This window comes from Cognatiyoonia sp. IB215446 (assembly GCF_033963825.1).
Classification (GTDB): Bacteria; Pseudomonadota; Alphaproteobacteria; order Rhodobacterales; family Rhodobacteraceae; genus Yoonia.
The window spans coordinates 1-26,469 of record NZ_JAXBMD010000006.1 but is presented as its reverse complement, the minus strand read 5'-3'; the positions used below and the strand labels follow the sequence as shown (position 1 = coordinate 26,469).

Sequence of the window (26,469 nt, the reverse complement as noted above, 5' to 3'; positions counted from 1 at the left end):
CCGAGATAAGCGATGGCGCGCCCTCATACAAGATGCGCCGGGGAGACGCAGGGATGTTCATTCAACTGGCCTTGGGGACAGCGTTGATGCTGTTTTCGATCATGATTGCGGGGGTAAGCTATTGGCTGATGGAAACATGGCTTTTACGCGCTCGCCCCTGGCTGGCCCGGGCACCGCACCGGCCGAAGCTGATCCTTGTTTTGTGCATCGCTGCTGTCTGGATCATGGCTCAGATGACGGCGGGCGTCTGGGCCTGGGCGGTTACTATGTTGGCGCTGGGCGTTTTCGATACGCTTGAGCTGGCCGTCTATTTTTCACTCGTGGCCTTTACGACACTTGGCTTTGGCGACGTGCTCTTGCCGGTGGAGTGGCGTCTTCTGGGTGGGATGGCAGCGGCCAACGGCCTGTTGAATATCGGGCTGGTGACGGCGCTGCTGGTTGAGGCTTTGCGCCAGGTGCGCTTGCACCAATTGCAGATGACAAAGGCTGAGACGTGAGCGTACCGGTATTGCGCAACCGCCAGGCGCGGCACCTGTTTCTCGCCCAACACCTCCTCGCATCTCGACCAAGCGGCACCGGCAAAGGGGCAGACCTGAAAAGCGTGATCAACGATCTGGGCTTTGTACAGGTGGACAGCGTGAACACCTTTGCCCGCGCTCACGACCTGATCCTTTGGTCGCGGCGGCAGCAATATCGCCCCAAGGCGCTGCGGCACCTCTTGGCACGTGACCGGCAGGTGTTCGAGCACTGGACCCATGATGCCTCGGTCATTCCCATCGAAAGCTTTGCCCATTGGCGGCTGCGGTTTCAACGCGATGCGGTGCGCATGGAAGAGCGGTGGAGCGAATGGCGACGTGGCGATTTCATGGGCAAGATTGATGCGGTCCTGCGCCGGATCGCTGATCATGGACAATGTACCTCGGGTCAGGTGGGTGAGGATGAGGCGCGCGGCTCGGGCGGCTGGTGGGACTGGCATCCGTCAAAGACCGCGCTGGAATATCTGTGGCGGTCCGGGCAGGTATCGGTCGTGCGCCGCGATGGCTTTAAGAAGGTCTATGATCTGACCGAACGGGTGATCCCGGCGGGGCATCTGAACCGCCGGCACTACCCTGATGAGACGATCGAATGGTGTTGCGCGGGTGCGCTGGACCGGCTGGGTTTTGCCACGAGCGGTGAGTTGACGGCGTTCTGGGACCACCTGACGCCGGCAGAGGCCAAGGCATGGTGCGCGGCCGCATTGGCCGAGGGCCGGATCATCGAAGTGGATGTGGAAGGGGTGGACGGCAAACTACGCCGTTCTTTCGCGTGGCCCGACATCATGGATCGGGAGATACCCGCGCCAGTGCCGCGTGCGCGCATCCTTTCCCCCTTCGACCCCGCGTTGCGGGATCGCAAACGGGCCGAACGGCTCTTTGGCTTTCACTACCGGATTGAGATCTTCGTGCCCGAAGCCAAGCGCAAATACGGTTACTATGTCTTCCCCGTGATAGAGGGTGATCGGATGATCGGACGGATCGACATGAAACGCGAAGAAGGGGTCTTGGCCATCCGCACCTTCTGGCCAGAGAAGGGTGTAAGGATGGGGTCGGGCCGCCTACAGGCTTTGGAGAAAGAGCTGGAGCGTGCGGCGGTCTTCGGCAGTTGCGAAGGCGTGCGATACGCCGATGGGTGGTTGCGCGGGGCGGGTTAGTACTATCGTGCAATCAGCAGCGGCATCATTTCATAAAACGGGATAACGGCATGAAAGTCGATTCCGATATCTGGGTGGTGTCGTCGCCATCTTCGCCCCAACCGAAGTTATGATGAAAGGACGACAGAGTCATCAGGTGCTCGATTGAGGCGACACCGGCGCGGGGCGTGTGCGTATCTTTGAACTCGCCCTTCAGCGCGGCAAGCAACCCTTCGGCATCCACCTCGCCCAGCGACCCGAGCCGTTCTGCCTGCCACATCCGTAGCGTTTTACCCGGGGTGCGGACATACGCTGTATAGACCTGTTCACTGACCACATCGCGGTGCTGCAGCTCGTCATTCGCGTCCAAATAGGGGATCTGGTCGGTCACATGGCGGATCGGAAGGTCGGCGGCAGCCTCCAAGGTTGGCTTGTCGGCCCCGTCGATACCAAGAATGACGATCAGATAGCGGGCATAGAAGTCTTCGTGCCGCCACCGATCAAAAACAGCAAAACCGGCCCAGCCTTCCGGTTTGTAGTGCTGATCGATTGTTGCGGGATCATAGCCGTGCCAATCAAAGGGTAAAGGTGATCCGCCAGCCGCAGGCATGATCCAAACGTCGCCGATTTCGAAGAGGTATTTCTCGGGCCCTTTCATCATCCTGCGCTTGCGCGGCTTGGGATGGGGCGCGGCCCATTTGGCTTTGAGGTCCTGCAGCACCTGTGCGCGTTTCTTCAGATCGCGCGGGCTCATCTCCATGTCTTCCTTGGCTTTCAGATCGGCACCGCTATCGATGATGTTCAGGGCCGTTTCAAACGTGGGTCTATGATCAAGCCCGAAAAGGTGGAGTTGATCGGCAATCACAAGCCAGCCATCGACTTCTTCCTCGGCAAGGGGATCAGCGCCAAGGCCGCTTTTGCCAGTGACACGGGCGACGAGTTCGTCAACATCAACGGGGAGTTTCACTGTATCCGCGAACGTTTCCTTCACATCTGCGGCTTCGTCACACTGATAGAGCCCGGCACCCCAAGCACCCATATTCGCCCCTCATATTTGTATTTCCACGGTTTGTAGGGCACCGGTATGATGAAATCCAGCGATCCAAGTTGCGGCAAGTCCCACGCCTTGGATCGTTTTGATACCTCTCGCGTGCCGCCCGCCGTTGAGGGTGTTTCAAACTGTAGCGTTTCGATGTTTCAGATCGTAGCCTAGTGCTCAAGTTGATCTCCGACGGCGAGCCTGTGCTCACCCAATGGTTCCTTGCCACTCCAGTGGCATCGTTTCGTGGAGCAGAGTTTACCTCTCAACGCAAATCAAGAATTCCGCTTACCTCCGTGATGTTTGGGCGGTTTCGCGCTCGCAAGATTTGAACACAGATTGCGGCACGCGGCTTGCCCGTCTTAGCCTAAGGTACGGTCCAAGAGTTGCGTGGCTACGATATTGTTATTTCAAGGTTTTCTTTCGTCATATTGCTTCGAAGTCCGCAGCTTTCCGGTTCGTTTCTATTCTGAAGGACCCCAGTATGAACTTTCTTGCAAAACTTGTTTTGATCGCAGTAATCGCGACCCTGCCCGCTTGCGCCGTACCGCCGAATGAAACGGAGGCACAGCGCACGGATCGCATCAATCGCGGTGTTGCGACTGGTGCGGTGCTTGTTGTCGTCGCGGCAGTGACCGCCAGTGTCATCTTCTTAGATGGTTTTGAGGATCTGCTGGAGGAAAACCTGTAACCAGAATAAGCGATAGGCCAAATCACCAAGCTAGTTGAGCAGTCCCGCGTGGACCATCGCTGACCGCACCTTTTCCTTTGTGCCATCCGTCAGCGTGGTTAGCGGCGAGCGGACCTCGTCGCTGCAAAGCCCCAGCAGCGACATTCCATACTTCGCGCCGCAAAGGCCGGGCTCGGTGAAGACCGCCTCGTGCAGGGGCATCAGACGGTCGAGTTGCGTGAGCGCTGTGGCATAATCGCCCGCCAGAGTGCTTTCCTGAAACTCGGACAAGAGCTTGGGCGCAATATTGGCTGTGACCGAGATGCAGCCTTGCCCGCCATGGGCGTTAAAGCCCAAGGCCGTCGCGTCCTCCCCCGACAATTGGATGAAGTCCGGGCCGCAGCGCATCCGCTGGGCAGGCACGCGGGAAAGGTCGGCGGTGGCGTCCTTCACGCCGACGATCATCTCGTGCTGCGCCAGTTCCGCCATTGTGTCGGGCGTCATGTCGATGACCGAGCGGGGCGGGATGTTATAGATGATGATCGGCAGCCCGCAATCAGCGGCAGCGGTGAAATGGGCGATCAGCCCGGCCTGCGTGGGCTTGTTGTAGTAGGGCGTCACCACAAGGGCGGCATCGGCACCAGCGCCTTTCGCCGCTTCTACCAGCCGCACGGTTTCAGCCGTGTTGTTCGACCCGGCACCGGCGATGACTGGAATCCGACCAACAGCCTCTTTCACCACGGTTTCGACTACCAGATCATGTTCGTCATGGGTCAGCGTCGGGCTTTCGCCGGTTGTCCCGACCGGCACCAGCCCGTGGCTGCCCTGTTCGATATGCCAGTTCACCAGTTTTTTCAGCGCGTCCACATCGACCTGGCCGTTCGCGAACGGCGTGACGAGGGCGGGGAGAGATCCCTGGAACATGGCACGCTTCCTTCTGGTTGATGGCTTGAATCGCCGGTAAAAGCTGGCGGAACCTAGACCGCTTTCCGCCAATTGCCAAGTTTGTGCATTGCGATTGTAGGGGCCTGACCTATCATCGGGCAAGAACAGGCAGGGCGGGTGGTGCGATGCGACTTCTCAGCGCGATAGTGGCGAGCTTTTTGGCGGCGCCCTCTCTCTTGGCCCAGGATGTGGACCCTGCCGCTATGGCCGCGATTGAAGAGGCCGAAATCGGTTGGAACCGAGCCTATCTGATCGCGCCTGATCCGCTGACTAAAGACGTTTTGACATGGCTGCGCCTGCGCGAGGGGCAGGGCAGTTTTGCCGCCTATCAGGCCTTTGCCAAATCGCATCCCAACTGGCCCGATTGGCGGCGTCTGCGGGCAGAGGCTGAGCGGGTCATCGAAAAAGGGCATGATCCGGATGAGATCATTGCCTGGTTCGCCGAAGACCCACCACAAACCGGCGACGGTGCGCTGCGACTGGCCGAGGCGCTGACGAATGCGGGCCGGATTGATGACGCAAAGGCGATGTTGCGCGAGGCCTGGATCGGGCCGCGTTTGAGTGCTGATGAGGAAAAGGCGCTGATCGCCGCCTTTGGCGATGTATTGGAGCCTTTTCATCTGGCCCGCGCGGATGCGCTGCTCTGGCAATCGCGTTTGCGCGAGGCGCGGCGGATGCTGCCCTTGCTGGATGATGACCAGCAGGCCCTCGCTGCCGCGCGGATCGGGTATCTGGCGCGCACGCGCAACATGCTACCGCTTTACAACGCGGTGCCCGAGGAACTGCGCGAAGATCCGGGTTTTGCCCATGCCCGCTACACGTGGCTGATTGGTCGCGGCAACCGCGAAGAGGCGATTGAGATGCTGATCGACCGCTCCACATCGCGCGCGGCTTTGGGAGAGCCGCAAAGCTGGGCCAGTTGGCGCCGCGTGCTGGCAAGGTCCGAGATGCGCGAGGGGCGGGCAGAGCAGGCTTATCTGCTGGCTGCGCGCCATTATCTGCGCGACGGTGCCGCTTATGCCGATCTGGAATGGCTGGCGGGGTATCTGGCGCTGACTTATTTGGGCGATCCGACCCAGGCGCTGACGCATTTTGAAAACGCACGCCGGGTTGTGCGCACACCCATTTCCATCGGGCGCATGCAATACTGGATCGGTCGCACCCATGAGGCGAAAGGTGTCTCTGATCTGGCAAACGAGGCCTATGCGGCGGCGGCCATGTATCAGACCGGGTTTTACGGCCTGCTCGCCGCCGAAAAGGTGGGTCGCCCGCTTGATCAGGGTTTTGCGGCAGCCGAGGCGCAGTGGCAGGACGCGCCCGTTTTCGACAATGATCTGGTCCGCGCCGCACTTCTCTTGCGGGCAGGGGGCGAACGCGGGCATGCAGTGACCTTCTTCGCCCACATTGCGCGCCAGTTAGAGCCGGAGGCGTTGGCTGCTTTGGGCGCCTATCTCAACACAATCGATGAGCAATATTACACGTTGCTTCTGGGCAAGACGGCGGCGGCGCAAGGCGTTGTTGTCCCCTCGATCTATTTCCCGCTTCATGATCTGGCTGAGATGGATCTGCCGGTTGATCCTGCCCTCGCGCTAGCCATTGCGAGGCGCGAAAGCGAGTTCAATATCGGTATAGCCAGTCCCGTTGGCGCCCTTGGCCTGATGCAGGTCATGCCTGCCACGGCAGAGGAGGTGTCGGGCTTTCTGGGGCTGCCCTATTCCCGCGTGCGGCTGACCAGCGATTGGGAATATAATGCGACGCTGGGTGCCAAATATCTCGACATTCTGGAGGCTGAGTTCGGCCCCACCCCGGTCCTGATCGCGGCTGGTTACAATGCCGGGCCCAGCCGCCCGAATATCTGGATGGACGAACGCGGCGACCCGCGCCTGCGTGAAATGGATGTGATTGACTGGATCGAACACATCCCCTTTCGAGAGACCCGAAATTACGTGATGCGTGTGACGGAGAGCCTGCCCGTCTACCGCGCGCGCTTGAGCGGTGAGGTGGGGCCGATTGCCTTCACCGAATTACTCATCGGCCGCAAACCCCTCATCCGCCCCATCGCCCGCCCGCTGCCGCAAGTGGTTGGGGATGTGCCCAGTGTGAGGCCTGTGGTGAGACCGGAGAGGGGCTAAGTGTGATGGGCGAACATCCATCTATGTCTGACGTTCCCGCCACAGCGTAAATAGCCCCGCGCCAACGACAATCGCGGCACCAAGGGCCACGTTGGGCCGCAAGGTTTCGTCCAGTAGCAACAGCCCGATGGCGCTGGCAAAAACCAGTTGCAGATAGGCGAAGGGTTGCACGGCGCTGGCCTCGGCCACTTCGTAGGTTTTGATTAAGAGCCAGTGCCCGCCCGCGCCGGTGATGCAAAGGGCGGCCATCCATTGCCAGTCAACTGCGCTCATCGGTTCCCAGAACCAGACGCCTGCGACGGTCATCACCACAGCGCCTGACGTGCCGGTCCAGAAAAAAGACGTGGCCGCGCTGTCCCGCCGGGCGGCGTAACGGGTCAGCAGACCATAAAGCGCGAACATAAGTGCTGAAAGCAGTGGGACCGCAGCGGCAGGCGCGAAAACGGTGTAGCCGGGCTGCAGGATCACAAGCACACCGATAAAACCGATCCCGATGGCCACCCAGCGCCGCCAGCCGACCTTTTCGCCCAGGACAGGGCCCGAGAGGGCGGCGATCAGCAGGGGATAACAGGCAAAGATCGCGTGGCTTTCGACCAGTCCTAAAAGGACAAAGGCGCTGACCATCACGCAGATTTCAAGCGCCAGCAACGTGCCGCGCGTGATCTGCAAGATCGGTTGCTTTGTGGCCGCGGCGGCCCGGATTGACCCCGATTGCCGCGTGGCGATGGTGATCACGAAAGCCGCAAAGAACCAGTAGCGGATCATTACAATCATTATGACGTTGTAATTCTCGGCCAGATGGCGGGATATCCCGTCCTGCACCGCAAAGACAAAGGTCGTCGCGATCATCAGGAGGATGCCGAGGCGCGGGTTATTCTGCACGTGTGAGCCTTCCTCGCGTCATATGCCGCTTGCGACCAAAGCCTGCGATGCGGGTGACGGTGAAACCGGCCTCTGTCAGGCTGCGCCGGATGCGGCCCGCGGCGCTATAGGTCGCCGCCGTCCCGCCGGGTTTGGTGTGGTCGGCGACTGCCTGAAGCAAGGCAGGCTCCCACAATTCGGGGTTTTTGGCGGGGGAGAACCCGTCGAGAAACCAGGCATCGGCCTTGCCTTGCCAGATCGGCAGTGTTAGCCGCGCATCGCCGGTGATAACGTGGAGCGTGGGGCCGTCCGTCAATGCTACCGGTCCGTTAGCTGGCGTCCATTCGGCCAACAGTGTCTCGGTAAGTGGTGCGAGCGTTGGAAAATTATCGAGTGCTGCGCGCATGTCGCGGATTTCCATCGGAAAGGCTTCGAAGGAGGTGAAATGCAACTCTCCCGGTCGGCCTGCCTTGTCCCACGCAGCCCAGGTGACCAGCAGATTGAGGCCGGTTCCAAACCCCAGCTCTGCAATATGAAAATCACCTCCAAACCGCGCGGGCAGGTTATTGCCGGCGAGAAACACATGCTCGGTCTCTGCCAGCCCATTCTCAAGCGAGTAATAGGGGTCATCAAAGGCCCGCGCGATGGGTACGCCGCCTTTCCAGTCGAGTTTTGCGCTCTGGTCTGTCATGCCCACCCGCCTTAGAACAGCGCCATCTTTGGGCGGAAGGATGCGGAATGGCAACGGCGGATGTCACAGTGATGGGGGCAGGGGTCTTTGGTCTGTCGGTCGCCTATGCTTGCGCGCGTCGCGGGGCGTTCGTGCGCGTGATCGACCCGTTCGGCGTCGCTGTCGGGGCGAGCGGCGGACTGGTCGGCGCGCTGGCGCCGCATGTGCCCGAAAACTGGAATGAAAAGAAAGCGTTTCAGTTCGAAAGCCTGATTATGGCAGCCGATTTCTGGGCCGGGGTGGAAGAATTGACCGGGGCCGATGTGGGCTATGCCAGATCAGGGCGGCTACAGCCGTTAGCCGATGACCGGGCAGTCGCACTGGCCCGCGCGCGGGCGAAAAACGCGGCGACGCTGTGGGAAGGCAAAGCGGCATGGGACGTGGTGCCTGCCGGTGATGCGACCTGGATGCCGCCGTCGCCTACGGGCCTTGTGGTGCACGACACTCTGTCGGCGCTGATCCACCCGCGTCGTGCGACTATGGCACTCGCCGACGCAGTGCTGCCCTTGGGCGGAGAGGTTGTGACGCAAGGACTGGAAGAGGGAGCTGTTGTCTGGGCGACGGGCTGGCCTGGCGTGCAGGAGATCGGCGGGAATGGGGTGAAAGGGCAGGCGGCGCTGTTGCGTTATGATGCCGTCGGTCAGCCACAGCTTTTCGCCGACGCGCTGCATATCATTCCGCATGGGGATGGCACGGTGGCCGTGGGATCGACGTCAGAGCGGGAGTTTGACGATCCCAGCAATACCGATGCCGCGCTTGACGACATCATCGCGCGTGCGGCGGCGGTCTTCCCCGTTCTGGAGGGCGCCCCCGTCATTGCGCGCTGGGCGGGCGTGCGCCCGCGGGCGAAATCCCGTGCCCCGGTTTTGGGTCAGCATCCGACCCGTCCGGGGCAGTTCATCGCCAATGGTGGTTTCAAGATCGGTTTCGGGATGGCGCCGAAGGTGGGTGAGGTCATGGCGGATCTGCTTCTCGAAAGGCGCGATACGGTTCCGCAGGACTTCAAGCCGGTTTGAACGCTTCTTAGCGCGTGTCTTTGCGCAGGCGCGCCTTCGATTTGCGATAAAGCTGCTTATTGCGATCAATGAATTGATCAATCAGGCGGCTGAACACACCATCGCCACGCCCACGCAGATAGAGGTATCCTGCAAGCGATCCCAAAGCGGCGCCCGCACCGTTGATCATGATGTCCTGCATCGTGTCATCCAGCCCGGATTTCTGCATGTTCAGGCCAAACCAGGTGTCCATCAGGTATTCGAACACTTCCCACAAAGCCCCCACCGTCATCCCGACGCAAAAGGCGATAAATGCCATCGCAAAGGGTGGGGCGGCGTAGCGGTCACCTTCAAACAGCATGAAGACGAAGAGAAAACCGATCAGACCGAAGCCAACGGACGAGGCCGCATGCAAGGCCACATCCCACCACCAGACACGTTCGTAAAAGTCAAAAGCCTCGCCCATGAACACGCTGGCAAAGATGAAGACCGTCGTCGCGACCAGAAACGGCACAGGCAATGAAATCTGCAGCCGCGAGGCCAGAAAGACCGGGGTCACCGCCAGCGCAAAGGTTGAAAATGCCACGAAGCTGAGTTCCCAGAAGCCCAAAAAGAGGGCAGTCAGCGAGGTCAGCAGCAAAAGCCCCCACAAAATCGCGACGATCGGGCTTTGCCCGAAAAAGAGCGCTTTGACCATGTCCCTTCCCCTTTGCGCATCAGCCCCAATGCCCCCATGTTGAGGGCATGAGTATGTCTGATAAAGGGCTGCGCGTCGCCAGTTACAATATCCGCAAGGCAAAAGGCCTTGATCAGCGCCGTGATCCGGGACGGATTTTGCAGGTGCTCAACGGGCTTGATGCGGATGTGGTCGCCTTGCAAGAGGCGGACCGGCGGCTGGCCCCCCGGCCCACGGCTTTGTGCCGCGCCATGATCGCTGCAGAGACGGATTTTGAGGTCGTGCCGATTGCGCGAAACGATGTGAGCCTTGGCTGGCATGGCAATGCGGTGCTGTTGCGCAAGGGGCTGGGGCATGGGCGCATTACGCATATTGATCTGCCGGGGCTGGAGCCGCGCGGCGCGGTGCGTGTCGATCTTGATCATTTTAGTCTTGTCGCAACCCATCTGGGCCTCATGCGGCGCTATCGCACCCAACAATTGCGTGCGATTGCGCGTGCCGTTGATGAGGCCGAGCGCGTCGTGGTGGCCGGAGATTTCAACGAATGGTCACCCCACAAAGGTTTGGAGGTCCTGCATGACTTCGACGTGCACGCCCCCGGCCACAGCTTCCATGCCGCGCGGCCCATTGCAGCGCTTGATCGGATTGCCGTCTCTCGCGGCCTGGCGGTGCGGGCAGCGGGTGTGGTCAACGAAGGACCGGCGCGCCATGCTTCGGATCATTTGCCAATCTGGGCCGATATCGGGGTTGCGTAAAACCGACCCAGGCCGTGCGCTTGCGCTTGTCTTCGAAGTCGCGCACATTGCACGAAAATCGCCCCTTTTGAACTGAGCAGGCCGCCATGACGCGCATAATCAAAGTTGCCGCCATATCTGCCGCTGGACTGATCGGATTAGCCGTTTTCCTACTTTTGCCGGCGGGTGATCAGATATCGGAAACAGACACATTCGCGGCTCCGGGGCTGGAACCGATGACAGTGACAGAGGCGCGGGCAGATTTCTGGCGGCTGACGCCCGCGCTGTTGCTTGTGGTCTACGAGGCTTTTACCGAGACCGGCGAAGACGCCATCTACGACACCTTGGCCAGCGTTACCCATGGCGGTGCTTTGGAGTATCTCTACCTCGAACGCGTGGGGGCCATGGCGGGCGGTGGTCTGGATGAGGCGGATCAGACGATCCATGAAATCAAGCTCTTGACCACAAATGTCGCGCAAGAAGGGGCGGTGCTGGCCATCGACGCCTCATGGCAAGTGATTGGCACCGTAGGTCATGCTGAACACCTGCATGTTCGAGGCAATACCTACAGCGCGGACCTGACCGTCGCACCGGTTGAGGGTGCATGGCGGATCACCGATTTTTCGTTGCGCGAGGTCAACCGCGATGCGGCTGGCGAAACCTTTTTGGCACCGCAAACCAACTGATGGTGCGGATCGAAAACCTCTCATTTGCCTATTGTAATAGCGGCTTTCAGCTGCACATTCCGGCATTTTCGCTGGAGGACGGTGAACGCGTGGCGGTGGTCGGGCCAAGCGGCAGTGGCAAGACCACGCTTTTGAACCTGATCGCGGGCATTCTGACGCCTGATGCCGGGCAGATCGATGTGGCGGGAACCGATGTTGCGATCCTCTCCGATGCGGCACGTCGGCGGTTTCGCGCCAGCCAGATCGGTTTTGTGTTTCAGGACTTCGCCTTACTTGACTACCTGCCCGCACGGCAGAACATCCTTTATCCCTATCGCATCACGCCGGCATTGACCCTCGACAGCGCGGTGCGTGACCGGGCAGAGCGGCTGGCGGCGGCATGCGGGATAGGCGACAAGCTCGACCGGCATCCAAATGCGCTGAGCCAAGGGGAACAGCAGCGGGTTGCGATATGCCGTGCCCTTGTGACCCAGCCAAAACTAATCCTGTCGGATGAGGCGACGGGCAATCTGGACCCCGACAGCAAGGCGCGAATTCTTGATCTGTTGTTTGAGCAGGCAGCGGAAGCCGGTGCTGCCGTGCTCGCCGTGACCCATGATCATGAGCTTTTGCCGCGGTTTGAGCGTGTGCTGGATTTTGCGGAGTTCCGTACGGGGGCATCGGCATGAATGCACTCTATCTTGCCTTCGCCTATCTGCGCTACCACTGGGCGCGCAGCCTTGTGCTGGTGCTGGTCGCCGCCTTGATCCTGTTTGTACCCATGGCCACTCAGACCTTGTTGTCGACCAGCGAACGCGCGCTGGTGGCGCGAGGCGAGGCCACGCCGCTTTTGCTGGGCAGCCGCGGCTCGCAACTCGATCTGGTGATGGCGGCCCTCTATTTCTCGGACGAGAGGCCTGATCCCGTGCAGATGCAAGAGGTGGAAACGGTCTGGGATAGCGGGCTTGGCATCCCGATCCCGGTGCATACGGCGTTTTCGTCAAGCGGGTTTCGGATCGTTGGCACCACACTCGACTATTTTGACTTCCGTGATCTGACTCCGGCAGAGGGGCGCGGCCTGTCGTTTCTCGGCGATGCGGTCATAGGCGCAGATGTGGCCGCGGCTTTGGGCAAGACGGTGGGCGACACGCTGGTTTCGGCGCCTGAGAACCTGTTTGATCTTGATGGCGTCTATCCGCTTGAGATGCCCATTGTCGGCGTTCTGGCCCCGACCAATTCACCGGACGATCAGGCGATCTTTGTGGACATCAAGACGGCCTGGGTGATCCAGGGCATCGGGCATGGGCATGAGGATGTGGTGACCGCCGCCGATATCGCCGATGGGACAGCCGCGCTCGCGAATGCCGCTGTCGTGCAATACCAGAGGATCACGCCCGACAATATCGAAAGCTTCCATTTCCATGGCGATCAGAATGATTTTCCGACCTCGGCGGTGATTGTCGTCCCCAATGACACACGGTCCGGCACGATCCTGAAAGGCCGGTATCTGGACAGCGAAAGCCCCACCCAACTGATTGCGCCTGCCGAGGTGGTTCAGGGGCTGGTTGACCGCATCTTTCGCATCAAATCACTCTTGGACGTGGTGACTGCCATCATCGCCTTAGCGGCCTTTGCTGCCATCGGTCTGGCTGTGTTCCTCAGCTACCGCCTGCGCGCGCGCGAAATCGCCACAGCGGTCAAACTGGGCGCGCGGCGCGACATGGTGCTGCGGCTCTTGGCGGCGGAAACAGTTACGTTATTGTTAATCGCAGGCGGTATCGCCACACTTGGCGGCATTATCGTGTCGCGCAATGCCGAAGCCTGGGTGGGTTGGCTGCTCGCCCTTGGCGCATAACCAACAGGAGAACTCATGAAACGTCATCTTGTCACCGCATCATTGGCGAGCCTGATCGCCGTGTCACCGGCCCTGGCGCATTACGGGATGATCATTCCTGATGATCCAATGATCAGCCAGGAAGACGGGCGTAGCGTGGCGTTGACCATGTCGTTTTCGCACCCGTTCGAGATGGACGGCATGATCCTTGAGATGCCTGCCGCGTTTTCGGTCACCCATGACGGCGAGACCACCGACCTGTTGGGCGATCTGCAATCGGCGACGGTGATGGATGAAGAGGGCTATACGCTTGACTATCCGCTGGAGCGTCCGGGCACTTATGTCTTCGCGATGGAGCCCAAACCCTATTGGGAACCGGCTGAGGATGCCTTCATCATCCACTACACAAAGACATACGTGACCGCGTACGGCGATGACGAGGGCTGGGATACGGAGTTGGGTCTGAAGACCGAGATTGTGCCGCTGTCAAAGCCGTTTGGTTTGTGGGAGCACAACGTCTTTCAGGGTATCGTGAAGATGGACGGCGCGCCTGTGCCTTATGCGGAAGTTGAGGTTGAGTTCTTCAATGATGGGGCCGGAGCGACAGCGCCCGATGAATTGATGATCACCCAGACGGTCAAGGCGGATGCCGATGGCGTTTTCACCTACGCACCACCATCTGACGGCTGGTGGGGCTTTGCCGCGCTGAACACCGCCGACTACACCCTGCCGCAGGAGGGTCAGGACAAGGCGGTGGAGCTTGGTGCCGTGATCTGGGTGCATTTCGAAGAATGGACCGGGCAGTGATCCGGCATCTTCTGCTGGGCTGTGCTTTGATCGCGGCACCCATCGGTGTGGCGGCACATCAGCTCATTGTCTTCGCCTCGGTCGATTGTGAGACGGTGACGGTGGAGGCGAAGTTCTCCAACGGCAATGCCGCACAGCAGGGCGAGGTTCGGGTGCTCGACGGCAAGAATGTCCTGCTACAGACGTTGGCATTGGAAAGCGATGGCACGGCCAACATCCCGCTTGAAAGCGTTGACCATACGGGCGGGCTGGTGATTGAGGTGGATACGGGCAGCCATGACAATTACTGGCTGCTGACACCCGAAGACATTGCGCGGAATTGCCAGACGTGAGGCGCGTCCGTATCTCTCATTGGCTGGCCGCTCTTCTGACGCTTCTGGCTGCAAACGCTGCCGCTGCGCAGGATCGGGCGCGTATTGTCGCCGTGAACTATCCGCTGCAATACTTTGCTGAGCGCCTGTTGGGCGATGAGGCAGAGGTTGTTTTCCCCGTACCGGCGGATGTTGACCCCTCTTTCTGGCGGCCCGCGATTTCTGATATCAGCATGATCCAATCCGCCGATCTGATCCTGTTGAACGGGGCCGGATTTGCCACTTGGGTCGACCGCGTGTCGCTGCCACGGTCGCGGCTGGTCAACACCTCCGCAGCGATCCGCGACCAGTTCATCGTGACCGAAAGCATCACCCACAGCCATGGTGACGGTGGTGAGCATTCGCATGAAGGACTGGCCTCTTACACCTGGCTCGACCCGATGCTGGCAATCGCGCAGGCCGAGGCAATTGCGGGTGCCATTGCCGGGCGTGAGCTTGCCCAAGCCGACGCGGTCTACGCCAATTTCGCTGAGTTACGCAGTGATTTGGAGCAGCTCGATGCCGACGCACAGGCAGCCCTTGCTGGCGCGCAGGATGTACCGATGATCGCAACTCATCCGCGTTATCAGTATCTTGCCAGACGCTACGACCTATCGATCACTTCGCTGGAATGGGAGCCCGGCGTGATGCCAACGGATGCGGAACTGGCAGAATTGGAAGCGCTCGTCGCCGAGACGGGTTCACGTGTTCTGATCTGGGAGGCGGCACCGCCACCAGCGGCCTTTGAGGCGACCGCCGCGCTTGGATTGGACAACGTGGTCTTCAATACGCTGGCCCGTGGCGCAGCGGACGACGGCTACATCGCCGCCTTTGACGCCGCGATTGCTGACCTGTCTGACGCGGTGGCGCAGAATCCGGGCAACTGAGGACCTGCGAGGTTCTTAGACCTGAAAGTTGCTGCGATACTCTGCAGGTGACACATGCAGGGTTCTCAGAAACGCGCGGCGCATGCGATCTTCATCGCCAAACCCGCAGAGTGTGGAGATCTGTTTGAGGCTTTTGGTTGTCGTCTCAAGCAAGTCTTGCGCCCGCTCGATCCGCATTGCCTCAACCGCCTTTGCCGGGGTCGTTCCGGTGGCATTCGCATAGGCCCGCGCGAAGTTACGCGCGCTCATCCCCGCCTGAGCGGCGAGGGTTTCAACGGGTAGCGGCGCCGCCAGATGATCCGCCATCCAAAGATGCAGCGCCTCAAAGCGACCCGCGCCGTCACTGGCCTGACGTACCAATGCGGGGCTGAATTGCGATTGCCCGCCAGAGCGGACCATTTGCGCAACCATCGACCGGGCCACCACCATCGCCGATGATCGACCCAGATCCTCCGACACAATCGCCAGTGCCATGTCGATGCCCGCGGTGATCCCAGCGGATGTCCAGACATTGCCGTCCTTGATAAAAATCGGGTCCAGTTCTGTCTTCACATGAGGAAATTCCTCCGTCAGCATCTGAAAATCATCCCAATGGGTCACGGCGCGCCGCCCGTCGAGCCATCCTGCGGCAGCCAGCACCAAGGCACCCGAACAGACGGAGCAGACGCGATAAGCCTGTTCGGCGAGCCGGTTGATCGCGCTGATCAGGGCGGCATCACGCCTGCCTGGGATCGCGCCGTCACCGCCGACGACAATCAGTGTGTGAATCTCGCGGTCAAGAACGCTGTCGATGGGTTTGCTTGGGATGGACACCACAGTGTTGGTCTTGATGAGGCCGCCACTCACTGACACAACAACGCATTCATAACCGTTGCCCTGCATCACCGGATCAGGCGCGTGTGAAAAGACCTGCAGCGGGCCAACAAGGTCAAGAAGCACGATATCGGGGTAGACGACAAAGACGACCAGCCGTTTTCGTGATGGATGGGATTTGGCAGCTTTTACAGTCATAATGGCATTTCTGCCAAATCGAAAACCCGTAGTCTAGCGTCACCGGAGAGGGAGATGACGTGATGCTGATTTTGAAGCCCAATTGCGAATGCTGCGACAAGGACCTGCCACCGGAGGCAACGGATGCGCGTGTCTGTTCGTTCGAATGCACATTTTGCGCCGAGTGTGTAGAGCAGAGATTTGACAATACCTGTCCCAATTGCGGCGGGAATTTCGTGCAGCGCCCGGTGCGGCCTGCTGGAAAGCTGGTCAAATTCCCGGCCTCTGACAAGCGGTTCACCAAGGCGCATGCGGTTTGCGCGCATCTTCATGCCTGAAGGATTGACCAGATGACAAAAGATCCAGAGCACATCCTGAACTGGCGCCGCGTGAATGCGCACCTTACTACGTCCGGGCAGCCTGATGCCGCTCAACTGGCCGAGATCCGCGATCTGGGCGTGACCCATATTGTCAATCTGGGTTTGGGCCACGGGAAGGACGCGCTGCCAGATGAGGCCGATAAAGTCGCAGCACTTGGTATGCGCTACACCCATATTCCGGTGGATTTCGAAGGCCCGACAGATCAGGATTTCGCAAACTTCAAGGCGGCGCTCGACAATGATGTTGGGTCACAAATTCACGTGCATTGCATCTATAATGCGAGGGTCAGCGCGTTCTTCTATCGCTACGCGAAAACCCATGACGATCTGCCTGAGGAAGAGGCTTTTGCCATGATGGAGAGCATCTGGCGGCCGGGCGACGACTGGGCGGATTTTATCGGTGACCCTGCTGCGAAGGGTCAGCCCAATCGATATGCGGGCGATGATTATTGACGATCAACGGCTAAGGCTCAAAGAACCCGGCCATATCGCTTACAAAAAGAATTGCGTGTTGATTGGCCGCGTGGCCGCGCCGATCGCGCGCGCTTTACGGCCAATGCAGCCAGCCTCGATGCGCGGAGGAATCAGGCCGCGCATATCCTGTGTCGTCACATAGCGGCGCACGCGAGCCACCAGATCTTCGCGGATGTCGCCTGGGAACGCGCCATCAATCAGGATTGCCTCAAAGTCGATGACCGAACAGGTTGAGAGCGCGGCTTTTGCAAGCTCCTGCGCGGTCTGGCCCAGCCAGGGATCGACATAGCGCGACAGGGCGGACCAACTGTCGGGGTCAGTCCAAAGTACCCTTGGATCAAAATCGACCTCACGCAGGCGCTTCTCCAACTGGCGGATCGACGCCATCTCGACCAATTGCATGCTTTCGCCATTTGGCCCAATCGTCCGCAATGAGCCAAGCGCACCGGCATTGCCTTGACGTCCTTCATAAACGGCATGATCCAATACAACACCGCCGCCGATATAGGCGCCTATGAAGAAATAGGCGTAGTCCCGAAACTCTTTCCCACGCCCATAGGTGTGTTCCGCCTGACAGGCCGCCGTGGCATCGTTGATCAGCGATACCGGCAGTCCCGTCAGCGATTGCAGGTCTTGGCGCAGATCAACAGACCGCCAGTTCAGAAACTCCGTCCGCGCAATCGATCCCTGTTCAGGCCAGTTCCAGATCTCAAAGGCCGCAGCGACGCCAAGGCCGCAAATCCTTTGTCTCTGCGCCTCTGGCAGCCCTTCCGAGATCTCGAAAATCCCCCTCTCGACAAAGTCGAAAACCTCTGCCGCGACAGGTTCGCGATAGGTTAGATGCCGTTCATGGCGCATGACTCCACAGAGATCGATCAGCGCGAGTTCCGCTGACCGTCGCCCGATCTTCAGCCCGAACGAAAACGCACCATCCGGCGACAACCCCATCGGGACCGAGGGTTTGCCGACCTTGCCGCGCACCGGATCGCCCCGTGCAACCAGCCCTTCAGACTCAAGCCGCTTGAGGATTGTGGATACCGTTGGCGGTGATAGACCCGCATAGCGCGCAAGATCGCTTGCAGGCATCGCGCCATGGCGCTGGATCAGCGATAGTAGCAGGCGTTCGTTATGATCGCGAACACCACGCTGGCTTAGCCCAAGGCTAATTGATCTGATCAAACCGTCATCCATGCGAGCGTTCTGCAGCACTCCTTCAGGCATTAGTATAGCGGTAGTCTTTTAATAAAGAAAGTTAACTAATTAATTGACAGCGGATTTGGAATCTGTCCTTCTAGGCGCTGTACGTTGGGGAAACCTGGCGTTGAATAGGCGGGGTGGAGGCCCCGCTGACAAATGTCTGGGAGGATAAAATGAAAAAGCTATTGATCGGCACCGCCGTTGCCGCAATCACGTCTGCCGGTGCTGCCATGGCCGATGACCACGGCACATCCGCCTGCCTGATTACCAAGACCGACACCAACCCGTTCTTTGTGAAGATGCGTGAGGGCGCCGAAGCGAAAGCCGCCGAGCTTGGCATCACTCTCAATTCCTATGCCGGTCAGGTTGATGGTGACCATGAGGCACAGGTTGCGGCCATTGAGACCTGCATCGCCAACGGGGCATCTGGGATCCTGATCACCGCGTCGGATACGGCTGCGATTGTTGATCCGGTTGAAGAGGCGCGTGCGGCTGGCCTTTTGGTCATCGCCCTCGATACACCACTCAACCCCATTGATGCCGCAGACGCGACATTTGCTACCGACAACTTCCTTGCCGGTGAACTGATCGGGCAATGGGCTGCGGGTGCGCTGGGCGATGCGGCTGCAGACGCCAAGATCGCGATGCTCGACCTTGCGATCAGCCAGCCCACCGTTGGCGTGCTGCGCGATCAGGGCTTTTTGACCGGTTTCGGCATCGATGTAGTTGATCCGAACATGTGGGGCGACGAGACCGACGAACGGATCATCTGCAATGAGGTCACTGCAGGCAACGAAGAGGGCGGCCGCACCGCAATGGAAACCTGCCTTGCCGCCGATCCTGATATCAACGTTGTTTACACGATCAACGAACCGGCGGCGGCTGGCGCATATGAGGCGCTTGTCGCGGTGGGGCGGCAGGATGATGTGCTGATCGTCTCGGTTGATGGTGGTTGCCCCGGGGTCGCCGATGTGGCCGATGGCGTGATCGGTGCAACATCGCAGCAATACCCGCTTTTGATGGCATCACTAGGCATCGAAGCCATCGCCCAATATGCCGCCGATGGTACATTGCCTGAAAATACGCCGGGCAAAGACTTCTTTGACACAGGTGTTGCACTGGTGACCGGCAGCGCGGTTGATGGGGTCGACAGCATCTCGGTCGAGGAAGGCACCGACCTCTGCTGGGGTTGATCGCGACGCACATTACAGCACAAGCTGGAAATTGAGGGGCGGGCTACGGCCCGCCCTTTTGCAAACGCAACAGGCAACACTCATTGGGGGAGGTCGCCATGGCGGACAAGTCCGACAACTACGAAGCCGGTCTGGAAGGCGCGTCGCAAACGGTGGCCGCTTTCGAGGTCAGCCACAAATCCCCGCTGATGCGGTTTCAAAGCGCGCTGCACAAGACGCCCTCGCTTGTCCCGCTGATTGTCCTCGTCTGTGCGATCCTGATTTTCACCGGTTGGCTGGGGCCACGTTTCCTGCCGCAGATGACGCTGGTTTTCCAGCAGATACAGGTGGTTGGCATTCTCGCACTCGCGCAGACACTGGTCATCCTGACAGCGGGGATTGATCTGTCTGTTGGTGCGATTGCGGTCTTTTGTTCGGTCATCATGGGCAAGTTCACCTTCGCCTACGGGTTGCCGCCGGCTGTGGCCGTAGCTTGCGGCCTTGCAGCGGGCGCAGGGATCGGCGCCCTGTCAGGCTGGCTCGTCACCCGCATCAAGATCCCGCCCTTTATCGCAACGCTGGGCGTCTGGCAGATCGTGCTTGCCGCAAATTACATCTATTCGCGCAACGAAACGATCCGCGCACGCACGATCCGTGAAGAGGCGCCGATGCTGCAATGGCTGGGCCTCAAGCCAAACGAACAACTTGTCATCTGGATCGAAAAGCTGCGCGGCATCACGTATGAGCGTATCCGCCCCAACGACACCGACCAGTTCTGGCTCGACCTGATCTGGCAGACAAAGATCACCTATGGCGTTCTGGTTCTGATCGGCCTGACATTCCTTTTGGCTTACATGCTCCGCTCAACCGCCTGGGGTCGCCATGTATATGCAGTGGGCGACGACCCCGAGGCGGCAGAGCTTGCTGGGGTGAACGTCAAGCGCACATTGATGTCGGTCTACATGCTCGCCGGGATGATTTCGGCCATTGCAGGCTGGTCTCTGATCGGACGCTTTGCCTCCGTATCGCCGAGCGCATCCACGGGCCTTGAGGGGAACATCGAATCCATCACCGCGGTGGTCATCGGGGGCATCTCGCTCTTCGGCGGGCGCGGCTCGATATGGGGCGCGTTTTTCGGCGCGCTGATCGTCGGTGTGTTCATGCTGGGCCTCGGAATGGCGGGTGTGAACCCGCAATGGACCTTCATGCTGATCGGCACGCTGATCATCCTTGCCGTCGGCATCGACCAATGGATTAGAAAGGTGGCTGCGTAATGGAACCCATTCTCAAAGGCCGCAATCTGACCAAGCGCTACGGCAAAGTCGTTGCCTTAGATAACTGCGATTTCGATCTCTATCCGGGCGAAATCCTGGCCGTAATCGGCGATAACGGTGCCGGCAAGTCCACATTGATCAAGGCGCTGTCCGGAGCGGTTGTGCCCGATAGCGGTGAGGTCGAACTGGAACAACGAGAGGTGCGTTTCGCCTCGCCCAACGATGCACGACATGCGGGGATTGAGACGGTCTATCAGACCCTTGCGGTCAGCCCGGCCCTGTCGATTGCCGACAACATGTTCATGGGCCGCGAATTGCGTAAACCGGGATGGCGCGGAACGCTCCTCAAACAGTTGGACAAGTCCGCGATGCAGGCCTTTGCCCGTGAAAAACTTAATGAGCTAGGATTGATGACGATCCAGGACATCAACCAACCTGTTGAGACTTTGTCGGGTGGGCAGCGGCAAGGCGTCGCTGTCGCGCGCGCCGCCGCCTTCGGTTCAAAGGTGATCATCTTGGACGAACCCACCGCAGCCCTGGGCGTCAAAGAATCCCGCAAGGTGCTGGAACTGATCCTTGATGTGCGCTCGCGCGGTATCCCCATCATCCTGATCAGCCACAACATGCCCCATGTCTTTGAAGTTGCTGACCGCATCCATGTCCACCGTTTGGGGCGCAGGCTCTGCGTCATTGATCCGATGGACTACACGATGTCCGATGCGGTGGCGTTCATGACGGGTGCCAAAGAACCGCCTGCAGAGATGAAAGGCGCCATGAAGACAGTCTCATAGCTCATCATCGCGGGATTTCGTGATGCTATCGAACCTCCTGAGCAAGTTTGGCAGCGCTGTCACAACCTATTGATAGGATGACCGAGGGTCGCAAATCGCTCTATATTTGCGGGAGCTCCGCGTCAGGAGCTTTTGATAGTGACAAGCGGTGCACTGTGTTCAACCGACGGCAAAGGCGCTACACCCGTTATCCTGCGATGAAGACAAACACGCGCGTCTTCTCTGCAACTTTCATCAAGCGTTCTTCGTACCAGCGAGCACGCCGATGCAAAACCATGAGCTGTTCCTACAGGTTACGGATTATCTCGTTGGCGATGTCTGGTAAGCCGCAACTTCACCGAGGGCGATGTCCTTAGCAAGCCCAATTGCGATGGCCAGCGCTCTGTGGATGTCTTGGCTCGGATAGCGTTTCCGCTGATGCCGAGCCGAGACAGTTCGAATAGTTTGAAAATCTTCCACGAAAGCTATAAGATCAGCAAGATCTACAAATAGTGCCTTCAACTTGCTGTTCGTTTTCGGCCAGCAAATGCAGTCCAGAGACTGCGCGCTATCAAACCTTTAGCCTACTTGTATTGAAGACCGGGTATGTATCGCAGAACGACGAGCTTCAAGCGATGATGGAGACAGGTTTGCACCGGACATGGAAGCGAGGCGGAATTCATCGAGAGCCGATGTGGTTTGGACGGTCTAGCTGCTAGCTGATATTGAAGCCCTTACTCGCCAGAAAGCTTTGCGCATCCGATACGGTCTTCAAACTGGCGATGGTCACCTGATAGTCCACCAGATTCAGATCCTCGACCTTTTTGGTGATGCTGGGGCGATAGATCGTGCCGAGATCCTTGTTGCCTGAAACCGGAATGTACCCAGCCAATGCCAGTCCCACCAGTCCCGCCCAGTAATGGTCAAAATGTGTTGTTGACTAAAGATATTGCGCGCATTGATCGGCGACGCCGGATGAAACTCCTGCACAGCATGCGCGCCGCCGCAGACCCATACATCATTGATTGTCAAGTTCCATGAGTCGCGACGAGTCAGCAGAGCTGAACCGGTTTCATTGGCGTTGGTCTTGCCGAAATTGTCCAGTTCGGTTTGTGTAATGCCGACCATAAAGCTTGGCATTTGTTTACTATCGCCGGATGGGGCGGATTTCGCGAATTTAATGACCTGTTCATTCTGGTCAAAGATATGCCGCCCAAAGATCTGCATCTGCAAGGGTGCGCGACGGGTATTTTGATAAAGGTCCCACGCTTCCTCTGCAGGAATTGATTTCACGACCTTAGACATGCCGTGGTAAGCGAGACCGGCCTGTTGAGCTGCTTCAAAGTCCTCGGTGAACTCTTTGTTTCGTGTATGCCATGTTATACTCCGTTTCGTTGCTTCACTAACGAGAAGCGATGTTTTCTTTGATCAGCTGTGGTTCACTGTCCTGCGCGGTGCATCCCGATCATGTACTTGAGCGCGCGATGCAATAGCTCCTAATCACGATGTCTACGTGCCGCAGTTTGACAAAAATACGCATGCAGTTTGGTTTTCTGCGACAGCTTTTCAGGCGATGGGCCGCCCGCAGCGTCTCAGCCGAACTAGACACTGACTTTGTCTTGAATAAGGCGCCCGCCGGGCACAATTCGTCATAAGTGAACTCAGAACCAGCAGTCAAACCCGCAAGGCCAACAGCAAGGCACTTAGCACCCCCCGCAGACGGCCACAGTCATCAGCAGGATCACGGACTGGATTTTGCAGAGGCGCAAAAAAATCGAGTTAGCACAATAAAAAGTCGACAAATTGCTAGCCGCAATGCAGTCCTTTTATGATCTCACTGGCGTCGTGCAGGAAAGCAGTGTGCCCGCTTCTAGTTCCAGAGCGTCGGCAATGTCGCGGACGATACCTGCGTCAAGACTATTGTGACATGGGAATACGTCTTGGGTGGGGGCGTCTGGTCATTGCTGTTCGTGCTACGTCGTCGGGTTTATTGGGCTTCGCCGGGTCGCTACCGTTCATGCTAGACACAGTACCCGGTACAGGGGCCCATTAAGCTGCTTCGCCGCTCGATTAACGAACTTCGGTTGACGGGTAATGTTCCCGTTGGCTTGTACATCTTTGAATGGGGAAGACGCCGGACGAAACCAATCGTGCTGTTAAAACATTAGTGTCCGCGGTCAGTTGAAGCAAGCCATTCAGGATAATTAAGAACAAGCTCGATCATAGTTATCAGCAAGAAAGCGAACGAACAAAAGCGCGAGGCTCTCGCGTCGGGATTTATCCGGCCAAACCGCGTAGAAGCCCAAAGGCCTGAGCTGCCAATCCGGTAGGAGTCGTTGTAGGACACCTTCATTTATTCCGCGTTGGGCGAGATGGTTTGGCATTACCGTCGCGCCCAGGTTTTGCGCGGTGAACGTATAGAGCGCATCGACACTATCGACCCGAAGATGCGATCTACCCGCGACATTTTCTGTCTTCCCATTTCGTTCAAACGCGATTGTATCCTGGCGTTGATCGTATCCAATCCAGTCCCAGCCCTCGAGGTCTTTGGGGTGTGTCGGCTTCGTTCGAGAAGCCGCATAATCTGACCCTGCCACAAGCATTCGGTCTTCTTCGCCAAGCTTACGGGACATCATCGCACTGTCATCTAGCCAGCCGACACGGATGTTCACGTCGTACCCAGCCTCAATCAGCCCCACTGGTCGGTCCGAAAAGTCGACTGAGAGCGAAACAAGTGGGTGTGCGCCCGCGAACTCTCCAATTGTACGGGCCAAGCCAGAAGACGACATGAAAGCTGGCATGGAGACCTTAAGTGTGCCCACAGGTTCGATCGTGAGGGCGTTGAGGTCATTCAGGCCAGCCTCTGCGCTTCGGACCATTTCAACCACACGGTTATAGAAGATGCGGCCTTCATTGGTCAGTGCAGTCTTTCGGGTTGATCGGTTGAGCAGCGTGCGGCCGAGATATGCCTCAAGATCCGAGACAGTCTCCGACACGCGCGACGGGGCAACATTTAACGCCCGTGCTGCGGCACGAAACGACCCTTCATCGACCACAAGAGCGAAGACAGCCATATGCCTGAGGTATTCAATCATTGTTCCGATTTTCGGATTTATCAATTACGGAATCAAGATATATTCGAACAATAATCGACGAAATACACTCTCCTCGTGGTTCGGGACACTGCGGTAGTCGCAGTCTCAGGTGAGCCAAGACGAACAGACCAGGAGATGACAATGACCATTGCAAACCGACTGACGACGACCGCAGCAGCCCTTCTGATGACCGCCACAGCCGTTGTGGCGGATAACAAAGAGAAGGTCGCTGTTTTCTATGACCTTCTGAGTGATCCGGGATCTGCTGAGCTTGCGGCGGCGTTTCAGGATGCTACGCATGAAAGCTGGGAAAGCATTGGGAACTACTCAGGCGAGAATAAGAACCGCGAAGCGTTTCTCGGTCAGATGGGTGGCTTCGCCCAACTGATGCCAGATCTTGAGTGGGCTGTGCAGGCGATGCACCAAGATGGCAACGTCATCACCGTGCGGAGCCGCGCAACCGGAACCCCTGTCGCGCCTTTATTTGGTGTGGATGGCGAAGGCCGGAGCTTCGACATTCTCGCTATTGATATCCATGAGCTGCAAGACGGAAAGATTGCCCGCACCTATCATGTGGAAGACTGGGCAACAGCGTTGCAGCAGCTTTCGGGAGAGTGACCCGTGCATCGCAGAACACTTCTCAAAACCACACTGGCGAGCATGCTGGCAGCAACAATTGCAACATATGCAGGAGCACAAGACATGGATGAAACAAGCCAAGCATCATTCGATACGGTCATGGCCTTTATGGGTGCCATGGGCAGCGGCGATATGACGGCGATGGACACACTTATGGCAGATGACATGGTCTGGCACAACGAGGGTGACCCAAGCCTGCCTTGGATTGGCGAGACTGTTGGCAAAGAGAACATTTTTGCGTTCCTCGGCGTTTTCTCCTCAAACCTTTCGGTGACAAAATGGGAGAACGAAGACGCCTTTGCCTCTGGCGACACTGTCGCAGTGTTCGGTCGCATGAACGGAACCACCACTGCCTCCGGTCAGGAAGTTGGTGAGTTCACCTTTGCGCTGCGGGCCAAGGTGAGAGATGGCGAGATTGTGCTCTGGAACTGGTTCGAAGACAGTTTTGCTGTGAGCGAGGCTTATCACGGCCGTTGAGCGGATGCGCGGCCCACGCCCTGTGGGCCGCGAACACAAGAACGAGGAGACAGATCATGGGACAAGGGTTGGAAAACGTACGGCGTATCTATCTGGAAGGGATCGCAGGCGGGAACGCGCGAGAGGCAGTGGCGAAGTACACTGGCCACCGCTATACGCAACATTCTACCGGCGTGGGCGACGGGACCGAAGGGTTCCTTGCATTCTTTGAACCCTTTGTTGAGCGCAATCCCAAGCGTGACATCGAAATTGTCCGCATCTTTGAAGATGGTCCTTGGGTATTTTGCAACGCTTACCAGTCGCTCAACGATGGTGCTGCGCAATGGGTAACGATGGACCTGTTCTACACAGACGCCAATGGCCTAATCTTGGAACACTGGGACACGATCGCGCCCTACGTGGAAAAGACCCAGTCGGGCGCGGACATGGTGCGCGGCACAACGGTGGTTGATACATCCGTCGATATTGCCGCCAGCAAAGAGCTTGTTCTTGAATACTCTAAGCAGGTTCTTCAGCAGCGTGATCATAAAAAGTTGGGCGCTTTTGTCGCTGATACTCTAATCCAGCACGCGCCTATGACTGGGGCTGGCGCAGACGGTCTTGCATCGTGGCTCGCGTCTGATGACGCTGGCAGCTATGAGATGATGTTCCAACTCGTCGGCCAAGGCGACTTTGTCGTCACATACGGAAAACGCCATGCACGAGGCAAAGACATCGCAGTTTTTGACCTGTACCGGGTCGCTGATGACCTGATCGTCGAGCACTGGATGAACGAAGAAGAAATCGGGCCGCGTGAGACTTGGGGAAACTCGGGGAAGTTCTAGCGCAACAACACTGTCGCGTCGCCGTTGCCGACCCACGCAGGCGTCAGCTCGGCAGGCCGGTTCATTCCGCTTTACTCTGCGAGAGTTTCAATCGAGCCGATAACGGCTTTTGCCTGCCCTAAATCAACATGCCCAAAGCCGCCGGCATCATTGTCCCAATACTGTCCAGATGCATCGGCGAAG

The 26,469-nt window shown here is 58.5% G+C and carries 29 protein-coding genes; 20 read left to right on the top strand and 9 right to left on the bottom strand.

The genetic code is table 11. The features are described 5' to 3' along the window. Nucleotides 1-53: 53 nt before the first annotated feature. On the top strand, nucleotides 54-497 hold the full coding sequence (locus tag SLH49_RS18650) for an ion channel (RefSeq protein ID WP_320270672.1): 444 nt from the start codon (nucleotides 54-56) through the stop codon (nucleotides 495-497). After that, complete coding sequence (locus tag SLH49_RS18645) at nucleotides 494-1,690, top strand: winged helix-turn-helix domain-containing protein (RefSeq protein WP_320270671.1); 1,197 nt, start codon at nucleotides 494-496, stop codon at nucleotides 1,688-1,690. Before SLH49_RS18650 ends, SLH49_RS18645 begins: the two co-directional genes overlap by 4 nt. 25 nt (nucleotides 1,691-1,715) lie before the next feature. Here the strand turns inward: SLH49_RS18645 and SLH49_RS18640 are convergent, their stop codons facing one another. After that, nucleotides 1,716-2,708, bottom strand: coding sequence for a hypothetical protein (locus tag SLH49_RS18640; protein WP_320270670.1), 993 nt, complete (start codon nucleotides 2,706-2,708; stop codon nucleotides 1,716-1,718). A 484-nt stretch (nucleotides 2,709-3,192) separates the two neighbouring features. On the opposite strand from SLH49_RS18640, the gene SLH49_RS18635 reads away from it, so the two are divergent. Beyond that, nucleotides 3,193-3,399, top strand: a complete 207-nt coding sequence (locus SLH49_RS18635; protein ID WP_320270669.1) for a hypothetical protein — start codon at nucleotides 3,193-3,195, stop codon at nucleotides 3,397-3,399. Nucleotides 3,400-3,429: 30 nt separating this feature from the next. On the opposite strand, the gene dapA is transcribed toward SLH49_RS18635, so the two are convergent. Next, nucleotides 3,430-4,302, bottom strand: a complete 873-nt coding sequence (dapA, locus tag SLH49_RS18630; RefSeq protein WP_320270668.1) for a 4-hydroxy-tetrahydrodipicolinate synthase — start codon at nucleotides 4,300-4,302, stop codon at nucleotides 3,430-3,432. A 146-nt stretch (nucleotides 4,303-4,448) separates the two neighbouring features. Between dapA and SLH49_RS18625 the strand changes: the two genes are divergently transcribed. After that, nucleotides 4,449-6,455: a transglycosylase SLT domain-containing protein gene (locus SLH49_RS18625; RefSeq protein ID WP_320270667.1), complete on the top strand. Its 2,007-nt coding sequence runs from the start codon at nucleotides 4,449-4,451 to the stop codon at nucleotides 6,453-6,455. A gap of 21 nt (nucleotides 6,456-6,476) precedes the next feature. Here SLH49_RS18625 and SLH49_RS18620 read toward each other — a convergent pair whose 3' ends face one another. Further along, nucleotides 6,477-7,337 carry a DMT family transporter gene (locus SLH49_RS18620; protein ID WP_320270666.1) on the bottom strand — a complete coding sequence of 287 codons (861 nt, stop codon included), beginning with the start codon at nucleotides 7,335-7,337 and terminating at the stop codon, nucleotides 6,477-6,479. Continuing rightward, nucleotides 7,327-8,007, bottom strand: a complete 681-nt coding sequence (gene mnmD, locus SLH49_RS18615; RefSeq protein WP_320270665.1) for a tRNA (5-methylaminomethyl-2-thiouridine)(34)-methyltransferase MnmD — start codon at nucleotides 8,005-8,007, stop codon at nucleotides 7,327-7,329. The genes SLH49_RS18620 and mnmD overlap by 11 nt, the downstream gene beginning before the upstream one ends. A 47-nt stretch (nucleotides 8,008-8,054) precedes the next feature. Between mnmD and SLH49_RS18610 the strand changes: the two genes are divergently transcribed. Beyond that, entirely contained in the window at nucleotides 8,055-9,062 is a 1,008-nt protein-coding gene (locus SLH49_RS18610; RefSeq protein WP_320270664.1) for an FAD-dependent oxidoreductase, read from the top strand. Nucleotides 9,063-9,069: 7 nt separating this feature from the next. On the opposite strand, the gene SLH49_RS18605 is transcribed toward SLH49_RS18610, so the two are convergent. Beyond that, on the bottom strand, nucleotides 9,070-9,738 hold the full coding sequence (locus SLH49_RS18605; RefSeq protein WP_320270663.1) for a hypothetical protein: 669 nt from the start codon (nucleotides 9,736-9,738) through the stop codon (nucleotides 9,070-9,072). A 53-nt stretch (nucleotides 9,739-9,791) separates the two neighbouring features. Here SLH49_RS18605 and SLH49_RS18600 point away from each other — a divergent pair, with 53 nt between their 5' ends. From SLH49_RS18600 to SLH49_RS18570, 7 genes are all read left to right on the top strand, one after another. After that, nucleotides 9,792-10,472 (top strand): endonuclease/exonuclease/phosphatase family protein, encoded by a 681-nt coding sequence (locus tag SLH49_RS18600; protein ID WP_320270662.1) that lies wholly within the window; start codon nucleotides 9,792-9,794, stop codon nucleotides 10,470-10,472. Between the two features lie 86 nt (nucleotides 10,473-10,558). Continuing rightward, entirely contained in the window at nucleotides 10,559-11,137 is a 579-nt protein-coding gene (locus tag SLH49_RS18595; RefSeq protein ID WP_320270661.1) for a hypothetical protein, read from the top strand. Continuing rightward, complete coding sequence (locus SLH49_RS18590) at nucleotides 11,137-11,805, top strand: ABC transporter ATP-binding protein (protein WP_320270660.1); 669 nt, start codon at nucleotides 11,137-11,139, stop codon at nucleotides 11,803-11,805. Before SLH49_RS18595 ends, SLH49_RS18590 begins: the two co-directional genes overlap by 1 nt. Next, nucleotides 11,802-12,971, top strand: coding sequence for an ABC transporter permease (locus tag SLH49_RS18585; RefSeq protein ID WP_320270659.1), 1,170 nt, complete (start codon nucleotides 11,802-11,804; stop codon nucleotides 12,969-12,971). The genes SLH49_RS18590 and SLH49_RS18585 overlap by 4 nt, the downstream gene beginning before the upstream one ends. A 15-nt stretch (nucleotides 12,972-12,986) precedes the next feature. Further along, entirely contained in the window at nucleotides 12,987-13,757 is a 771-nt protein-coding gene (locus SLH49_RS18580; protein WP_320270658.1) for a DUF4198 domain-containing protein, read from the top strand. Beyond that, a complete protein-coding gene (locus tag SLH49_RS18575; RefSeq protein WP_320270657.1) occupies nucleotides 13,754-14,089 on the top strand; it encodes a hypothetical protein in 336 nt (111 codons plus the stop codon). Before SLH49_RS18580 ends, SLH49_RS18575 begins: the two co-directional genes overlap by 4 nt. Continuing rightward, on the top strand, nucleotides 14,086-14,994 hold the full coding sequence (locus SLH49_RS18570; protein ID WP_320270656.1) for a metal ABC transporter substrate-binding protein: 909 nt from the start codon (nucleotides 14,086-14,088) through the stop codon (nucleotides 14,992-14,994). The genes SLH49_RS18575 and SLH49_RS18570 overlap by 4 nt, the downstream gene beginning before the upstream one ends. Before the next feature lie 15 nt (nucleotides 14,995-15,009). On the opposite strand, the gene SLH49_RS18565 is transcribed toward SLH49_RS18570, so the two are convergent. Next, nucleotides 15,010-16,005, bottom strand: coding sequence for a GlxA family transcriptional regulator (locus tag SLH49_RS18565; RefSeq protein ID WP_320270655.1), 996 nt, complete (start codon nucleotides 16,003-16,005; stop codon nucleotides 15,010-15,012). Nucleotides 16,006-16,067: 62 nt separating this feature from the next. Here SLH49_RS18565 and SLH49_RS18560 point away from each other — a divergent pair, with 62 nt between their 5' ends. Together SLH49_RS18560 and SLH49_RS18555 are read left to right on the top strand one after the other, a co-directional pair. Continuing rightward, entirely contained in the window at nucleotides 16,068-16,322 is a 255-nt protein-coding gene (locus SLH49_RS18560) for a DUF1272 domain-containing protein (protein WP_320270654.1), read from the top strand. Between the two features lie 12 nt (nucleotides 16,323-16,334). Next, nucleotides 16,335-16,817 (top strand): protein tyrosine phosphatase family protein, encoded by a 483-nt coding sequence (locus tag SLH49_RS18555; RefSeq protein ID WP_320270653.1) that lies wholly within the window; start codon nucleotides 16,335-16,337, stop codon nucleotides 16,815-16,817. 39 nt (nucleotides 16,818-16,856) lie between these two features. Here SLH49_RS18555 and SLH49_RS18550 read toward each other — a convergent pair whose 3' ends face one another. Continuing rightward, a complete protein-coding gene (locus SLH49_RS18550; RefSeq protein ID WP_320270652.1) occupies nucleotides 16,857-18,029 on the bottom strand; it encodes an ROK family transcriptional regulator in 1,173 nt (390 codons plus the stop codon). A gap of 179 nt (nucleotides 18,030-18,208) precedes the next feature. Between SLH49_RS18550 and SLH49_RS18545 the strand changes: the two genes are divergently transcribed. From SLH49_RS18545 to SLH49_RS18535, 3 genes are all read left to right on the top strand, one after another. After that, entirely contained in the window at nucleotides 18,209-19,228 is a 1,020-nt protein-coding gene (locus SLH49_RS18545) for a sugar ABC transporter substrate-binding protein (RefSeq protein ID WP_320270651.1), read from the top strand. 98 nt (nucleotides 19,229-19,326) lie between these two features. Next, nucleotides 19,327-20,481, top strand: a complete 1,155-nt coding sequence (locus tag SLH49_RS18540; RefSeq protein ID WP_320270650.1) for an ABC transporter permease — start codon at nucleotides 19,327-19,329, stop codon at nucleotides 20,479-20,481. Next, complete coding sequence (locus SLH49_RS18535) at nucleotides 20,481-21,272, top strand: ATP-binding cassette domain-containing protein (RefSeq protein ID WP_320270649.1); 792 nt, start codon at nucleotides 20,481-20,483, stop codon at nucleotides 21,270-21,272. Before SLH49_RS18540 ends, SLH49_RS18535 begins: the two co-directional genes overlap by 1 nt. A 786-nt stretch (nucleotides 21,273-22,058) precedes the next feature. Here the strand turns inward: SLH49_RS18535 and SLH49_RS18530 are convergent. Further along, nucleotides 22,059-22,556, bottom strand: coding sequence for a hypothetical protein (locus SLH49_RS18530; protein WP_320270648.1), 498 nt, complete (start codon nucleotides 22,554-22,556; stop codon nucleotides 22,059-22,061). Nucleotides 22,557-23,455: 899 nt separating this feature from the next. Then, nucleotides 23,456-24,346, bottom strand: a complete 891-nt coding sequence (locus SLH49_RS18525; protein WP_320270647.1) for a LysR family transcriptional regulator — start codon at nucleotides 24,344-24,346, stop codon at nucleotides 23,456-23,458. 141 nt (nucleotides 24,347-24,487) lie between these two features. Between SLH49_RS18525 and SLH49_RS18520 the strand changes: the two genes are divergently transcribed. The 3 genes from SLH49_RS18520 (at nucleotide 24,488) to SLH49_RS18510 (ending at nucleotide 26,286) form a co-directional block, all read left to right on the top strand. After that, entirely contained in the window at nucleotides 24,488-24,964 is a 477-nt protein-coding gene (locus SLH49_RS18520) for an ester cyclase (protein ID WP_320270646.1), read from the top strand. An 84-nt stretch (nucleotides 24,965-25,048) separates the two neighbouring features. Further along, nucleotides 25,049-25,462 carry a nuclear transport factor 2 family protein gene (locus tag SLH49_RS18515; RefSeq protein ID WP_320270645.1) on the top strand — a complete coding sequence of 138 codons (414 nt, stop codon included), beginning with the start codon at nucleotides 25,049-25,051 and terminating at the stop codon, nucleotides 25,460-25,462. Between the two features lie 56 nt (nucleotides 25,463-25,518). Then, a complete protein-coding gene (locus SLH49_RS18510) occupies nucleotides 25,519-26,286 on the top strand; it encodes a nuclear transport factor 2 family protein (protein WP_320270644.1) in 768 nt (255 codons plus the stop codon). Nucleotides 26,287-26,469 lie beyond the last annotated feature (183 nt).

Bases quoted from the DNA above. Each gene is read 5' to 3' on its own strand.
- SLH49_RS18650 (WP_320270672.1), top strand. From the start codon at position 54: ATGTTCATTCAACTGGCCTTGGGGACAGCGTTGATGCTGTTTTCGATC.
- SLH49_RS18640 (WP_320270670.1), bottom strand. From the start codon at position 2,708: ATGGGTGCTTGGGGTGCCGGGCTCTATCAGTGTGACGAAGCCGCAGAT.
- SLH49_RS18635 (WP_320270669.1), top strand. From the start codon at position 3,193: ATGAACTTTCTTGCAAAACTTGTTTTGATCGCAGTAATCGCGACCCTG.
- dapA (WP_320270668.1), bottom strand. From the start codon at position 4,302: ATGTTCCAGGGATCTCTCCCCGCCCTCGTCACGCCGTTCGCGAACGGC.
- SLH49_RS18625 (WP_320270667.1), top strand. From the start codon at position 4,449: ATGCGACTTCTCAGCGCGATAGTGGCGAGCTTTTTGGCGGCGCCCTCT.
- mnmD (WP_320270665.1), bottom strand. From the start codon at position 8,007: ATGACAGACCAGAGCGCAAAACTCGACTGGAAAGGCGGCGTACCCATC.
- SLH49_RS18610 (WP_320270664.1), top strand. From the start codon at position 8,055: ATGGCAACGGCGGATGTCACAGTGATGGGGGCAGGGGTCTTTGGTCTG.
- SLH49_RS18605 (WP_320270663.1), bottom strand. From the start codon at position 9,738: ATGGTCAAAGCGCTCTTTTTCGGGCAAAGCCCGATCGTCGCGATTTTG.
- SLH49_RS18600 (WP_320270662.1), top strand. From the start codon at position 9,792: ATGTCTGATAAAGGGCTGCGCGTCGCCAGTTACAATATCCGCAAGGCA.
- SLH49_RS18595 (WP_320270661.1), top strand. From the start codon at position 10,559: ATGACGCGCATAATCAAAGTTGCCGCCATATCTGCCGCTGGACTGATC.
- SLH49_RS18590 (WP_320270660.1), top strand. From the start codon at position 11,137: ATGGTGCGGATCGAAAACCTCTCATTTGCCTATTGTAATAGCGGCTTT.
- SLH49_RS18585 (WP_320270659.1), top strand. From the start codon at position 11,802: ATGAATGCACTCTATCTTGCCTTCGCCTATCTGCGCTACCACTGGGCG.
- SLH49_RS18580 (WP_320270658.1), top strand. From the start codon at position 12,987: ATGAAACGTCATCTTGTCACCGCATCATTGGCGAGCCTGATCGCCGTG.
- SLH49_RS18565 (WP_320270655.1), bottom strand. From the start codon at position 16,005: ATGACTGTAAAAGCTGCCAAATCCCATCCATCACGAAAACGGCTGGTC.
- SLH49_RS18560 (WP_320270654.1), top strand. From the start codon at position 16,068: ATGCTGATTTTGAAGCCCAATTGCGAATGCTGCGACAAGGACCTGCCA.
- SLH49_RS18555 (WP_320270653.1), top strand. From the start codon at position 16,335: ATGACAAAAGATCCAGAGCACATCCTGAACTGGCGCCGCGTGAATGCG.
- SLH49_RS18550 (WP_320270652.1), bottom strand. From the start codon at position 18,029: ATGGATGACGGTTTGATCAGATCAATTAGCCTTGGGCTAAGCCAGCGT.
- SLH49_RS18545 (WP_320270651.1), top strand. From the start codon at position 18,209: ATGAAAAAGCTATTGATCGGCACCGCCGTTGCCGCAATCACGTCTGCC.
- SLH49_RS18540 (WP_320270650.1), top strand. From the start codon at position 19,327: ATGGCGGACAAGTCCGACAACTACGAAGCCGGTCTGGAAGGCGCGTCG.
- SLH49_RS18535 (WP_320270649.1), top strand. From the start codon at position 20,481: ATGGAACCCATTCTCAAAGGCCGCAATCTGACCAAGCGCTACGGCAAA.
- SLH49_RS18530 (WP_320270648.1), bottom strand. From the start codon at position 22,556: ATGTCTAAGGTCGTGAAATCAATTCCTGCAGAGGAAGCGTGGGACCTT.
- SLH49_RS18525 (WP_320270647.1), bottom strand. From the start codon at position 24,346: ATGATTGAATACCTCAGGCATATGGCTGTCTTCGCTCTTGTGGTCGAT.
- SLH49_RS18520 (WP_320270646.1), top strand. From the start codon at position 24,488: ATGACCATTGCAAACCGACTGACGACGACCGCAGCAGCCCTTCTGATG.
- SLH49_RS18515 (WP_320270645.1), top strand. From the start codon at position 25,049: ATGGATGAAACAAGCCAAGCATCATTCGATACGGTCATGGCCTTTATG.
- SLH49_RS18510 (WP_320270644.1), top strand. From the start codon at position 25,519: ATGGGACAAGGGTTGGAAAACGTACGGCGTATCTATCTGGAAGGGATC.